Annotated in this window: 14 protein-coding genes; 9 read left to right on the forward strand and 5 right to left on the reverse strand. The window is 44.6% G+C overall.

What is annotated here, in order from left to right; all coding sequences use genetic code 11:
• Window positions 1-900, forward strand: a 900-nt coding sequence (locus VIN08_RS27405; RefSeq protein WP_331972711.1) for an SMP-30/gluconolactonase/LRE family protein, incomplete at its 5' end; no start/stop codon positions are given.
• A gap of 320 nt (window positions 901-1,220) precedes the next feature.
• Here the strand turns inward: VIN08_RS27405 and VIN08_RS27410 are convergent.
• A complete protein-coding gene (locus VIN08_RS27410) occupies window positions 1,221-2,402 on the reverse strand; it encodes an ankyrin repeat domain-containing protein (RefSeq protein WP_331972714.1) in 1,182 nt (393 codons plus the stop codon).
• 102 nt (window positions 2,403-2,504) lie between these two features.
• On the reverse strand, window positions 2,505-3,407 hold the full coding sequence (locus tag VIN08_RS27415) for an S-adenosyl-l-methionine hydroxide adenosyltransferase family protein (protein WP_331972717.1): 903 nt from the start codon (window positions 3,405-3,407) through the stop codon (window positions 2,505-2,507).
• A 408-nt stretch (window positions 3,408-3,815) separates the two neighbouring features.
• Between VIN08_RS27415 and VIN08_RS27420 the strand changes: the two genes are divergently transcribed.
• The 3 genes from VIN08_RS27420 (at window position 3,816) to VIN08_RS27430 (ending at window position 5,681) form a co-directional block, all read left to right on the forward strand.
• The gene (locus VIN08_RS27420) at window positions 3,816-4,541 is read left to right on the forward strand and encodes a head GIN domain-containing protein (RefSeq protein WP_331972720.1); all 726 of its coding nucleotides are present in this window, start codon (window positions 3,816-3,818) and stop codon (window positions 4,539-4,541) included.
• Between the two features lie 79 nt (window positions 4,542-4,620).
• On the forward strand, window positions 4,621-4,845 hold the full coding sequence (locus VIN08_RS27425) for a DUF6576 domain-containing protein (protein WP_331972723.1): 225 nt from the start codon (window positions 4,621-4,623) through the stop codon (window positions 4,843-4,845).
• A gap of 8 nt (window positions 4,846-4,853) precedes the next feature.
• Window positions 4,854-5,681: a maleylpyruvate isomerase family mycothiol-dependent enzyme gene (locus VIN08_RS27430; RefSeq protein ID WP_331972726.1), complete on the forward strand. Its 828-nt coding sequence runs from the start codon at window positions 4,854-4,856 to the stop codon at window positions 5,679-5,681.
• Between the two features lie 10 nt (window positions 5,682-5,691).
• Here VIN08_RS27430 and VIN08_RS27435 read toward each other — a convergent pair whose 3' ends face one another.
• Entirely contained in the window at window positions 5,692-6,873 is a 1,182-nt protein-coding gene (locus tag VIN08_RS27435) for a DUF5009 domain-containing protein (RefSeq protein ID WP_331972729.1), read from the reverse strand.
• Window positions 6,874-6,886: 13 nt separating this feature from the next.
• Window positions 6,887-9,448, reverse strand: coding sequence for a family 20 glycosylhydrolase (locus VIN08_RS27440; protein ID WP_331972732.1), 2,562 nt, complete (start codon window positions 9,446-9,448; stop codon window positions 6,887-6,889).
• 544 nt (window positions 9,449-9,992) lie between these two features.
• Here VIN08_RS27440 and VIN08_RS27445 point away from each other — a divergent pair.
• From VIN08_RS27445 to VIN08_RS27465, 5 genes are all read left to right on the forward strand, one after another.
• Window positions 9,993-10,319, forward strand: coding sequence for an RNA-binding protein (locus VIN08_RS27445; protein WP_331972734.1), 327 nt, complete (start codon window positions 9,993-9,995; stop codon window positions 10,317-10,319).
• 99 nt (window positions 10,320-10,418) lie between these two features.
• The gene (locus VIN08_RS27450; protein ID WP_331972736.1) at window positions 10,419-10,784 is read left to right on the forward strand and encodes a hypothetical protein; all 366 of its coding nucleotides are present in this window, start codon (window positions 10,419-10,421) and stop codon (window positions 10,782-10,784) included.
• 70 nt (window positions 10,785-10,854) lie between these two features.
• Window positions 10,855-11,307: a DoxX family protein gene (locus VIN08_RS27455; protein WP_331972739.1), complete on the forward strand. Its 453-nt coding sequence runs from the start codon at window positions 10,855-10,857 to the stop codon at window positions 11,305-11,307.
• A gap of 138 nt (window positions 11,308-11,445) precedes the next feature.
• On the forward strand, window positions 11,446-12,954 hold the full coding sequence (locus VIN08_RS27460) for a gluconokinase (RefSeq protein WP_331972742.1): 1,509 nt from the start codon (window positions 11,446-11,448) through the stop codon (window positions 12,952-12,954).
• A gap of 18 nt (window positions 12,955-12,972) precedes the next feature.
• Window positions 12,973-13,497: an NAD(P)-binding domain-containing protein gene (locus tag VIN08_RS27465; protein ID WP_331972745.1), complete on the forward strand. Its 525-nt coding sequence runs from the start codon at window positions 12,973-12,975 to the stop codon at window positions 13,495-13,497.
• A 21-nt stretch (window positions 13,498-13,518) separates the two neighbouring features.
• Here the strand turns inward: VIN08_RS27465 and VIN08_RS27470 are convergent.
• A partial coding sequence (locus VIN08_RS27470) for a metallophosphoesterase (RefSeq protein ID WP_414693318.1) occupies window positions 13,519-13,905 on the reverse strand: 387 nt, incomplete at its 5' end.

Raw genomic sequence — 13,905 nt, forward strand, 5'->3', positions numbered from 1 at the left:
CCTGCGTTGGATGCTATTGTGTCTCCCACCGCTCAGCCGGAAATTATAGCAGAAGGATTTGAGTGGAGTGAAGGGCCGCTGTGGCTGGAAGAAACCAAGACATTGATATTTTCGGATGTACCGAAGAATACGATTCACCAATGGACGGAAGAGAAAGGTTTATCGGTATACCTCACGCCTTCCGGATATACCAGCTCGGTACCGCGCGGTGGCGAGATGGGTTCTAACGGACTCACGCTTACACCGGATGGTAAACTTGTACTATGCCAGCATGGCGATCGCAGAGTAGCGATCATGAATGCCCCGATCAACGATCCGAAGCCCGACTTCATTACGGTATCCGATAACATTGATGGTAAAAAACTGAGTAGTCCCAACGATGCGGCTGTACGCAGCAACGGTGATGTATTCTTTACTGATCCTCCCTACGGTTTGCCTAAACAAGCAGACGACTCTACAAAAGAAACTCCTTACAACGGAGTATATAAAGCATCGGCTGGCAAAACTACATTGCTGGTGGATTCAATCACACGTCCGAATGGTATAGCATTCCTGCCGGGAGAAAAGACTTTCATTGTAGCAAACTCTGATCCTGACAAAGCGATCTGGTATGCATTTGACCTCGCGGAAAATGATTCCGTTACCAACGCCCGTATATTCTACAATGCAACGGCAGAAGCTAAAAAAGAAAAAGGATTACCCGATGGTTTTAAAGTAGACAAACAAGGTAACATCTTTGCCTCCGGCCCTGGTGGTGTATGGATTTTTAATTCCGAAGGAAAAATACTGGGCAAGATCAAAATACCCGAAGCCACTTCCAACTGCGCACTGAGTGCCGATGAGAAAACGCTCTATCTTACTTCAGATATGTATGTACTACGCGTGAAGCTGCGCGAATAATAATAGCAACAGCTGCTGAGCATAAAGCCGAAAGTTGAAAGCTTAAAGTGTAATATATACCACCTTAGCTTTTTTAACTTTCGGCTTCTTCATTTAATGCAAATCTCCCACAGAACTCACGGATTAACACAAGCAAAAAGCGCAAAGATTAATGTAGAAAGCAGTGTGCATTCACTTCAGCATTCGTTGATCGATGTTCCTTGTTCAATATTCAATTCCCGTTATTCGTTAACAGCTATCCGCGGATACCCTCGCAGGTTACATCATTCGCTTTTAAAGGGTATTGCATCGATCATGCTCCGGGCCATACATTTAAAATATCAACCTGAGAATTTTCTCCTATGATTCCAGCATTGCTCCAGAAACTCGTTAACGGCCTTTCGGTTTAAGTCGAAAGAATTTCTCATAACATCGAAGCAGTTATGGCCGTATAAATTCTTTATATAGGGATTGGCTCCTCTGCTGACAAGTCTTGTTATTTGTTCTTTTAACACCTCAATTTTCTTCTGCGAGTCTTCAGAAATAACAGCATCATTTCTTGGATAAAATCGTTCCAGAGCGTTTACAAGTTCAAATAAAACTGTGTTTCCATTCCCGTATGGATAATTGACGTCAGCACCATTTTGCAATAGTAGTTCGAGTGCTTTAAAGTTACTGTTGTATACAACACACTTGTGCATGGCGTAGCGAATGTTGGCTTTCTTCGATAACAAGAATTCAACAATTTCATTGTTGTTAAACCAGCATGCAGCTTCGAGAAAAGTATTGTCCTGGCTTTCCCATTTACCGTTGATGTCTATCTCACCACTCTCAACACCTTTCATAAATTGTTCATTAAAGCGGTGTGATATTAAATTATATTCATACGTTTCGTTCGCAGATTTATGGGATGGCTTTAGCTTATTATATTTCGGATGTGCCTGGTATTTTCTGGGGGGATCAATTGTTTTATGCCCGTCTTTAACTTCGTTATAGGTTCCGTTATCTTTAACAGCATCCCAATACGATCCTCCGTTAATATCACTGAATGAGACTACTCTGTCTTTATGAAATAATATATCCAATCCATGATCTTCATCCCAGGTGCAGCCACCGGTAACATCACAATACGAGTAATTATCTTTTGATACAATCTTTATCGTGATGGTATTAAAACCAATAAGTGTCTTGACTTTCTCTGCTGTTAATTCCTGGAATTGCTCTTCCTTTTGCAGGTCATAGTTAATGATGATCCCGGGCAGTTCCTCCAGCGTTCTTTTTACAATGGCTGTTACAATGCTTTCCTGATTTTCAAAAATATACTTCAGTGTATTAAGTTGTTCAGGATACGGATCGGGGTTATCGGTCAGGTCGTCCTCAAATTCTATGGTAAGTATACCTTTGTTGGGTTGGTCAGATGAAACCGAAGTATAGGCACCTTTTCGTTCCTGAAAGCCGGCAAATGCCGGCAGATTGATTTTATAATCCCAATTGCCGTCAAATTTAAAATCGCTGAAATTCATCCTGATATTTCATTGAAAGACTATACTTTGTTTTGAAGAAGGGCTCAAATATAAACTCGTTTGCAAACATATCCACACGGCTAACCTCTGTACGAATAACTATTAACGATTTGTTTTCCGAATGACAATACTCCACTCCGCGCCACTATATACTTTATACTTCTCTGAAAAACTGCCCTGATTGATGGCGACAGAAAAATTCAGCAGGCTGTTCATATAGGCCATGGTCTGTCCTTCCGGCACGGCAGAGAATGTATTAACGTAAGGCATATCACCTTCAAATATAGTCTGCTGGTCCTTGTAGACTATCACGTGAAGTTTGTCGTTCAGCTTAACACCTAATTTCTGAAATATAGTCTGGTCTATATTGGTCCATACGTTGCCGTATTGCACATCGAGCACGGGTATATTTCCTTTAATTATACCATTCTCGATAACGGGTTTCTGGTAATCTATACTTACAACCTGTGGTGCCAGCTTTGGCCCTACCTCTTCCCAGCGAATAGTACCGGAAGCGAGTCGTGCGCCGGTAAACGCATATACATCGCGACCGTGAAAGGTGTATGACTTCTCGGAGTTCTTCAGCCTGTTAACCGCTTCATTAATTTGTCGTACTTCATCTATACCGAGTCGCTCGGCTACGAGCGTCAGCGTTCCATTATCGGGAGAAACAAAGTAATGTCCTGATTTCGTTTTTAGCACTACCGACTTGCGCTCGGAGCCTACTCCCGGATCAACAATGGATACGAACACTGTACCGGGCGGCCAATAGGGTGCCGCCTGAAATAATCTATAGGCTGCCTCCCATATATTATAGGCGGGTATCTCGTGCGTTACATCAAACAATTTAAGTTCTGGCGATACACTGAAAGCAACACCCTTCATCTCGGAGACAGCACCATCCTTCAATCCAAAATCCGATTGAAACACCAGCGCCTTATTCTGAGCCATTCCACAAAAGCCCAGGCCAACAATCAAAACCACCAGAAATGTATACCTGATCATATAGATGCAAAATCTCTTTCCCCTAAATTAAAAACTTATCTTAATCCCGCATCAAACCCTTACCTTTACCCGCACATAAACACATCAACACCCAAACACATAAGCACATTACTATGCATGCTGTTAACCAGATAACCCCCACCGTTCTGTTCCTGATGTGCCTCGGAGGGATCGCCTTTATCCTGATCATGAAGGCCATTTTCCGGAAGCCCAAGTAAGGTTTCCCGGCAATTTGTATACTCAAGTTGCATTTCTACCGTTCAATGCCCCTTTTAATCGTCAGGATGATTTTATAATTTAATCGGCTGATAGTTATTTGATCCCTGCTAACATGTCTCTCCTGCAGGATGCGCCAACCGCGCGATCAACGGGTACAGATGTGTTCTAAAAAAAACTAACCAACATCACATGAAAAAAGTATTCGTCATTTGTGCGCTTACGCTTTTTGCCGCTGCCGCTTTTGCACAGACCACTAAAAAGACACTCGAACTTCCTGACTTTAAAGGTATCTATGTTAACTCTAACTACACAGTATACCTGAAGCAAACCAACAAACAGGAAGTTGTGGTGGAAGCATTGACCGAAATCTATACTCTTACCGATATAAAGGTGGAGAACGGTGTGCTGATGATCAACATAGACCGCAAGCCCGATAATCCAAACAAAAGTCTCTGGGCGAAGATCGATGACATCAAGCTGAACCCTACCATGAAAGTATATGTGAGTGTGAAGAACATAAACGATCTTCAGGTAAATGGAGGTGGCAAGATCATTTCCGAAAACTCGATCGCTGCAGACTATATGTACCTGGCGGTAAATGGTAACGGCAGCATGGATGTGGATCTGAAAGGCAACACCGTGAAAGCAGAAGTGAGTGGTTCAGGCACATTGAACCTGAAAGGCTATGCTACTTCTATTGAAGCACTCGTAAGCGGAACAGGCGCACTGAAAGGTTTTAACTGCCCGCTGGAAACAGCAAAGGCAAAAGTAAGCGGCAGCGGAAGCTGTGAGCTGAATGTATCTACCAACATTGACGCTACCATTCTGGGCAGCGGAACGATCAAGCATAAAGGCAATACCAAGACTGCCACTAAAAAGATATATGGCATTGGTACGGTAGACCGCGCGTACTAATTATTCTACAACGTATTTTTCTTGTACGACAGGAACCTTCACTGGTCTCCTGTCGTACTTTTTATATATTCGTAGTACTATGGGTCTATTTGGAATTTTAATCGTTGCAGCGATCGTATCCTATATTTTCCGGGATAGTCTCTTCGGGCGAAACCTGGAAACGAAGGATGACAAGTATAATGCAGCACGCAAGCAGCGCATGGACGAGCTCGATCGTCTGCTGGATAAGATCAACACTCGCGGTATAGACAGTCTTACTCCCGGAGAAAAAAGACGACTGGACGAACTGTCGGGAAAGAAATAGTTGTTAGCATGCCGGTGCCTATCCCCACGCTTCACCTCTTCCCTATACTCGATAAAAAACTGGTTGAGCTTCTTCGATCACTTTCACCGGATGATTGGCAAAAACCAACCCGCGCCAAACAGTGGACAGTAAAAGATATAGCCTCTCACCTGCTGGATGGCAACCTTCGGACGCTGTCTATATCACGCGATAAGTTCTTTGGAGAATCTCCCGGCAACATCAACTCGTATCAAGACCTGGTATATTTCCTGAACCAGCTCAATGCCGATTGGGTAAAGGCCACACGAAGATTAAGCCCCACCGTATTGATACACCTGCTGGAAACAACGGGAACGCTATACCACGAACATCTCTCATCACTCGATCCGATGGCTGATGCTATATTCTCCGTAGCGTGGGCGGGCGAAGAACGATCGCTGAACTGGTTTCACATTGCGCGCGAGTATACCGAGAAGTGGCACCACCAGCAACAGATCAGAGAAACCGTAGGGCAAGATGGCATTACCACGCGAGCGCTATACTACCCTGTACTCGATACATTTCTGCAGGCGCTTCCGCATCATTACCGCTCCACGTCCGCATCAGATGGAGCAACTATCACAATAGTTATTACAGGTGAAGCCGGTGGCGCATGGTCTATTGTATACCACGATTATCAATGGAAATTCACTACGAGGCCATCTTCACCCTCCTGCACAATTACGCTGAAAGATGAAGACGCCTGGAAATTATTCACGAAAGGACTAACGCTTGCTGAAGCCCAGGCATGTATACAATTGCAAGGCGATCGTTCGCTGGGCGAACCTATATTTACCATGCTGTCCGTTATGGCATAGTATATTTTACCTATAGCTGTAATCGTATCTTCATTTTGTTTAATCCCGTCACAGCCGTCATTACCAACACGGCATATACAGCCGACCAGAGTATACCGGCTGCTCCCTGATAAAATACCGAAGGCCAATGGATATGCACAAGCTGCATAAAAGCGTATACAATAAACGGAATAATATAGGTTAGCAACGGATTGGAGGCTGCAGGCTTGAAGAAGGAAGTCCAGCCGTTTATCTTTTGCAGATCGACAATCACATACAGTATAGTAAAAATGATCGTACAGATACCAGCGCTATACAACGCCCAGGTTGGTGTAGCATATATTTTGGAGATGGTATAATACGGACGTAGTAAAAACCCTACCGCAAACACGATAGCCGCAAATACAATTACCACTAAAAAGCGTTTGGTTTGATCGAGTTTTAATTTCTGATCGAAGAACATAAGCGACACCGCCATACCACACAACGCAATGGCTGTGTGCGTAGCGTGTCCGCCCAACCCGGCTATCCAGCTGGCTTCACCGGAAGGAGATTTACCGGCACCATATATACCGATGCAAACGGCAATCATAATCAGTATACCAAACAGATTGCCACGCACTATCTGGTATATAATGCAGGTAGCCAGGTAGGCCCAACCGATAAGCCCGAGTATCCCCCACCACTGTGGTGTGAGCGTCTGCGAGCCATCTTCACCACCGCGATACAGCCAGGCTAATATCAGCAGCAAAGCAACACCGGTACCGCGAAGTATATATACGGTTGTTTTTGATTGAGAACTATATACATTCCAGATTATGATCACACCTGCATAGAACAGCAGCGACCATAGTGCAATAGGCAGGGCCATAGCCTGTTCGTTGTAGCCTCCTTCGGCATTTACCATAAATACACCCAGCACCAGTAAACCGATGGTGCGAAACAGTATATGCAGTTGTACCTGCCCGAGGTTGTCTCCTTTGGCAACGCGATTATTGATAGCGAAAGGTATAGACATACCCACTATAAAAAGAAAAGCGGGAAATACTACATCCACAAAAGTCATGGCATCGGCATTGGCAGGCATGTGCTTCATCCAGGCAGGTATACCCTGCACTCCGGCCAGTTCGTTCACAAAGATCATGACCAGTATTGTTATACCGCGAAAGGCATCGATGGAAAGTATGCGTTGAGTTGTAAGCGAGTTATGCATTGTGCGTGCGTAATTAGGGGTTTACAATGGTGGAAGTTTTACCGCTGCGTCCGCGGGAGTTAAATGCCTTCATGCGAATGGTGCCTTTCTTCGCGATCGGCCCGCTATAGATCGTACTCTTCAGTGACGGCTCTTTTCCATCGGTAGTATAGCGCACTATAAAACCGGGATATTGCATATTTACCACTACTGTTCCATTCTCCACAACCGCACCGGGAGAAGGTATACGATAGAGGAAACCTCCGGCATAATGATCGAGTCGTGGCAGCTCACGCAAACCGGATACTGCTATAAATTCAGACCATGCCTGCAGATATAGTGCTTCGCTTTTGGCTGCATCTTTTTCAGTAGCCCACTCGGGATCTTTAGCCCACGCACGTTCTGCGAGACTGAGCATCTTCGGCAAGATCATATACTCCATACGCTCTGGCCCCAGCATATTCTCTGCCCAGAGCAGTCCTTGTATACCTACTATATTTGATTTACCATAATCGGTTAAGCGCTCTTTACCAATGAAGATGGAACGGTTCAGTGTATTCCCGAATTTATCTTCCTTCGCATTCCTGAAGTAGTCGTATGGAATAAAGTAATACGGTTTGTCCACATCCACGAAAGCTCCCCAATAATAACCGGGTTCATCGAAGGCTTTATAGTATGCCATGTCGAAGTATAAATTGGTTACACACGAGAGCACCACTTTATACCCGGCATTCGCCAATCGATAGGCCAGATCTTCTGATCCCCACCCCAGCACGTTGTTCCATACATCTACCTGGAATTTATCTTTCACAAAATCCGGGTTTGGTATATAGCGGCTCTCGCCATCGAGTTTTGTTTTGCGCATGGCAATCTCCTCCCAGCCATAGAGCGACAGTCCTTTTGCCTGGACTATCGTATTTACTTTACCAAAGAAATAATACCACAAGTCTTCCGTTGATTTTACGGAAGCATTATTCTCCATCAAATTCTGACAAGCCGGTGAATGCTCCCATACACCTGCCGGCACTTCATCGCCACCAAAGTGGATGGTCTGCAACGGTGCCCCTGCACGCTGATAGAGTGTTACCATCTCATCCACTATTTTCTCCAGGAAAGTATAGGCCGATGGCATGGCCACGTTGATCACGTTGTCGTTCCATCCCTGAACAGAACGGTATACCGATTTATCATCCGGATCGCGCAGCAGGTATTTCTCTGCTTCTTCTTTTTTACCTTCCTTCATCAGGCGGGTATAGCGTGCATCCATGGATTTGATCGCAGCCCGTGCATGGCCCGGAGTTTCTATTTCCGGTATCACACGAACATGTCGCGCAGTAGCATAGCGAAGTATATCGATATAGTCTTGTTGTGAGTAATAACCGCTCCCATGCGGATTGCTAATATCCGGCCCGGAACCGAACGATGGCAATAATGCCGAAGTACCATCCACAGTGTGTCCGCGTTTCGATCCTATAGCCGTAAGCTCCGGCAGGGATGGTATTTCTATCCGCCATCCTTCATCATCATTCAGGTGCAGGTGCAGCACATTCAATTTATACAGCGCCATCAGGTCGATCAGTTTTATCACCTGTTGTTTTTGCTGAAAGTTGCGGGCTACATCGAGGAAGAAGGCGCGGTGTTCAAAACGGGGAGCATCCTCTACATCCACCAACGGTACGGCTACTGATGCCGGCACTGTGGCCCACGCTGCGGGACTCAGCAGTGTTTTGAGTGATTGGATACCATAAAATATACCTGCCCCGGAAGAAGCGGTGATCGTTATACCTTCGGCTGTTACGGATAAGGTATAACCTTCGTGTGATGCTTCACCCTTCTTCAGGTGAATTGCTTTGGCTGCATTACCGCTTGTTACTACGGGCGACTTCTTGTGAAATATACTTTGCAGATCGCCCGCGAGCAGTTCTGCCTCCTGCTGAAAAGCCGGATCGGTTACGATGGTAACATCGCTGGTTAATGTATACGTGCCGGCATGTTCCCGATATAGAACCGGAGTAGGAAATACTTTTGTGAGTTTTTCTTCGGCAACAGGTTTCGCATTCTTGTTTTGTTCGAAGATTATTTGCGGAGTGATCAACCCGATCTTGTCGCCTTCAAAACGCAAATATTGTTTTGGCTCTGTAGAAGGTTTTATCGTATAATTTGTCAACGGTATACCCTTTGCCAGTGCAGCATCCCACACGATAAACAAACCTGCCGGTGCATCGGTAAAATTTACTACCCAATCGCTGGCGGCAAATTCAACACGTAGTGAAGCACCTGCTTTAATACCGGTGAAACCGGCTCTTGGTACAAGACGGAAAAGATCTCCATTGATATGTTCTATCAATACATTTCCGGTAACAGAAGCAGGATCTACCGTGCGTATAAAATTAAAATATAGCGTCCATCCTGATGCAGGCCAATCAACCTTGCTGCTGTTGGTAATGGTAAATGCCGAGAGGAAACGGGATGTATGCTGATAATTATTTTCGATTACTTCCCATTGTATTTTCAGTTTATGCGTATCTGCATTTTGTGATTGGGTATATCCCGAAACTGATGCCAGCACCAGGACAACAAGAAGAAGTGTTCTCATCGACAGTAAATCTTTTGGGTTGTAGTTATGCGTGAAATAGTTCACTCGCTGTGAATATAGATGAATTGAAAACGCTGCGCTTCATTGCTGCAGAATAATTTCATCGCACACCACGCACACGCTATATATACTGCGCACACACCGGCACACTACGGAAATATAGGTTGGCATCGGGTCTAACAAAGTATATTTTTTTGAGGCAAGGGTGGCGCGAATGTTCACAGGAAGTTCACACAATATAGTTTGCGTTTTCGGCAAAACTTTGTTGCTTTGTGTGTCGCAACATGCACAGAACTACCTGAAGGAAACAACCGTAGTGAAAGCATCGAGGTGTAACGCTTATACCTCACGGTTGTAAAAAAGCTGCGTTTTTATACCTGAAAACGGCAGAAAATAAAGAATTGTAAAAAATCAAAAATTTATTTCTATTTTGCACTTGTTAATTGTCATTCTTTACTGAGGCCGCCCTCAGAAGAAATTCGCGAGTAGTTCAGTCGAAGTCTGCCAGTTTTCAAAAATTAATTTCTCATTTATCTTTTAAACAATGAACATTTACGTTGCCAACATCCCTTTTAAGGCATCCGAACAGGAATTGAAGGGATTATTTGAAGAGTATGGCGAAGTTTCTTCAGCCAAGATCATCATGGACAAAGTAACGCAGCGCAGCCGTGGTTTCGGTTTTATCGAAATGGCAGATGAAGCTGCTGGCCGTCAAGCTATCACTAGCCTCAACGGATTCAACTTCTTGGGCAAAACCCTAGTAGTAAACGAAGCAAGACCGAAGACTGATGCACCTCGCAGTGGCGGTGGTGGATACAGAAGCGGTGGTGGCGGTGGTTACAACCGCAGAAGTAATAACAACGATTATTAATTCACCGGAGAGATAACCAAAGACTCTTAAGAAAACTGCCTGGACACTCCAGGCAGTTTTTTTTATATTCATCCTGTAATCATCAACAGCCAGGCTGCTATGAATCTGAATCGCGTACAAAAGATCGTTGTTATCATCATCACCTTCATTCCGTTTCTGCTTATACCCTATATATTCTTCAACATCTTTTATTTCATCATCGACATTATACAGGCAAATGAATCGGGTACATCTCCTGATAGTATAGCCATCAGCGGTATACTGTCCTTTTTATTCCCCATCATCATTTTATCACTGCTATCGCTTGGGCTACACATTTTCTATATCATTCATGCTGCTATGAATACATATATAGATCAGACTGAGCGCATCGTATGGATACTCCTCTTTATTTTCTTCGGCACAATCACTTTTATTATCTACTGGTTTCTGCGAATCTGGAATGAGAAGCAAACCTCAGTCTGAATTGTTATATTCTTCTTGATTTTGCAAAGGCGTTTTCGTAAACTTTGTATATATCATAAAAGAAAAAGTTATGAGTGTTATCACCGAAGTAGAAAAATGGGGTAACAGTCACCGCCCTGGTTTTCTGGATATTTTCCGCCTTGCGCTGGGAATATTTATCACGTACAAAGGCCTGTACTTTATAACGCACATGCATGAACTGGAGATGACAGCTTCCGGCACGAATACATATTTTGCGGGAGCTACGCTGGCGCATTACGTTGTGTTTGCGCATATCTGTGGTGGTCCGCTAATAGCCTTTGGATTATTCACACGTATAGCATGTCTCATTCAGGTACCGATACTGATTGGCGCTGTATTCATGGTAAACTATCCGAAAGGTTTTCTTTCTATAGGTCACCACATGGAACTCTGGCTGTCTATTGTCGTATTGGTTGGTTTAATTACGTTCATGGTGTTTGGTGCAGGGCGCTACTCCATTGATGCCAAGCGCAGAAAAGAAATGCAGACTACGCATCAGTAAAGCATTCTCCTAACCTAAACCGAGGGCATCCGGCTAACCACGGATGCCTTTCTTTTTTTACAATCAATCTATACCCTTCATCCTAACCTTCGGGTTCCTGTATAGGAAATTTTGTACTTTGGAGCCTTTGATCAAACCATGACCTACATTCTTGGTATAGACATTGGCACAGGAAGTACAAAAGCTGTAGCCGTTAATTATTCCGGTAAAGCTATACATACCGAACAGGTTGCTTACCCAACGTTAACGCCTCAGCCTGGCTATAGCGAGCAGGCTCCTGAACTTATCTGGCAGGCATTTTTGAAATGTATACTGCGCACTATTTCGTTCATGCAACAACCACCACAAGGTATAGCACTCAGCAGTGCCATGCACAGTTTTATACCGGTAAATGAAACGGGCGAACCGTTAATGAACATGATTACCTGGGCCGACAATCGCAGTGCTGCTATAGCGGAGCGAATTAAAAATTCGCCACAGGGAGAATTACTCTATAAACAGACCGGTACTCCGGTTCATGCCATGTCTCCCCTGTGCAAGATCATCTGGATGCGCGAGCATAATGAAACGCTCTACAATGCAGTGAGCAAGTATATATCGATCAAAGAATATATATGGTTTCGCCTGTTTGGTGTATATGAGATTGACCACTCGATCGCTTCGGCTACCGGGTTGTTTGATATCGAAAGCCTGACGTGGAATACAACTGCCCTCTCGCTCTGCGGTATCTCGGAAGATAAACTTTCTATACCGGTAAGTACAAACTTTCAGCGCGCTGCACTTTCGGAAAGTATAGTGCAGCAAACGGGTTTACCAACCAATACACCTTTCTTTATAGGAGCAAGCGATGGATGCTGCGCCAACGTTGGGAGCTTTGCTGTTGACGATGGTATAGCGGCCCTTACTATAGGAACCAGCGGTGCTATACGCGTGGCGAATACAACGCCTACTTTTAATTTTGGTGCCATGACGTTCAATTACCGCCTCGATGAAAATACATTTATCTCAGGCGGACCAATCAACAACGGTGGCGTTGCCCTGAAGTGGTATATGTTGAACTTCCTGAAGAAAGATCTCACCTCTTCCGTTGATTACGAAGAAGTAATTCAGGGTATCGATATGATCAAAGCAGGGTCGGAAGGATTGATCTTTCTCCCCTATATATTGGGCGAGCGTGCTCCGCTCTGGAACAGTGAAACCTGTGGTGTATTCTTTGGTATAACAGCCCGGCATACACAAGCGCATTTTACACGCGCTGTGCTGGAAGGTATATCGCTGGCACTGTATAACATCAGTCAATGCCTGGAAGAATCCGGGCTGGCCATTCACCAGGTAAATGTGAGCGGTGGCTTTGTGCATTCGGAACGATGGCTGCAACTGCTGGCCGATATATTTGGTAAACCTATCGGGTTACTCAGCAGTGATGATGCTTCGGCTATCGGTGCTGCTTATATAGCATTAAAAAAACTGGAAAGCCTTGCAGACTATAGCTCGCTTAAACCGGCATCGGTGCGCATCTTTACCCCGAACCCGGCCAATCATGCAGTATATAAAGAAAGTATATTTCCGGTATACCGGAATCTTACTTCAACATTGTTACTCAACATGAGCATTCTTTCAGAAATGCAGGCAACAACTTTATTGTAACGCTAAAATTATAGTGATATGCAAGTCGGTTTGATCGGCTTCGGTTATTTAGGCGCCAGGCTTGCGCTTTCTCTTGGATCAGAAGAACACGAAGTAATCGCATATGATCCGGGGATGGAAGAAGATGTTATCGAGCAGCTACCATCCTGCAATGTGTACGCAGTAAGATCATTGAAAGATCTGGCAGAAAGTACGACCAGCAAACGTGTTATCCTGATGATACTTGACGAATTTGCGCTCGATGAAACACTTGATGAACTGTTGGGATATCTCTCTGTCGGTGATATCCTGGTTGATATAAGTGATTCTCTCCGCTTGGATACCGCACGCAGGGCCCAACAAGCATTGGGACTACAGATCAATTACCTTGATTGTGCGGCAAAGGTTATGTCTCACCCAAAAGCGGGTTTGCGTATAGTGGTTGGAGGAAACCGCTTTGCATTCAATCATTGTGAAGAGATCTGGCAATGCCTAACCAATACAGAATATATATATGCCGGCCGCAGCGGTTCCGGCCATGCAACCTTGAACGTTGAACAATAAACCCTGAACTCTAAACGAAGATCAGGCTTTCTTCAATTCGATGATCGTCAGCTCCGGAGGCATGCCGATTCTTCCCGGATAGCCCAGGTAACCGAAGCCACGATTTACATACAGATATTGTGAACCTTCCTGGTATAATCCCGCCCATTGTTTATAGGCATACTGCGAAGGACTCCATTTTATATTTCCGATCTCTATACCAAACTGGAAGCCGTGTGTGTGACCCGCAAATGCTATATCTATATCAGGGTATAATTTTCGTACCTGTGCATCCCAATGACTTGGATCGTGCGAGAGCAGTAATTTTACCGGGGCGTCTTCTGTACCGGCATACGCCTGATCAAGCTTTCCATACTTGGAGAATCTGCCTCCACCCCAATTCTCTATACCTATAACAGCCAGCTTCTC

It is taken from the genome of Ohtaekwangia sp., from assembly GCF_036568665.1.
In the GTDB taxonomy this organism is placed as follows: Bacteria; Bacteroidota; Bacteroidia; order Cytophagales; family Cyclobacteriaceae; genus Ohtaekwangia.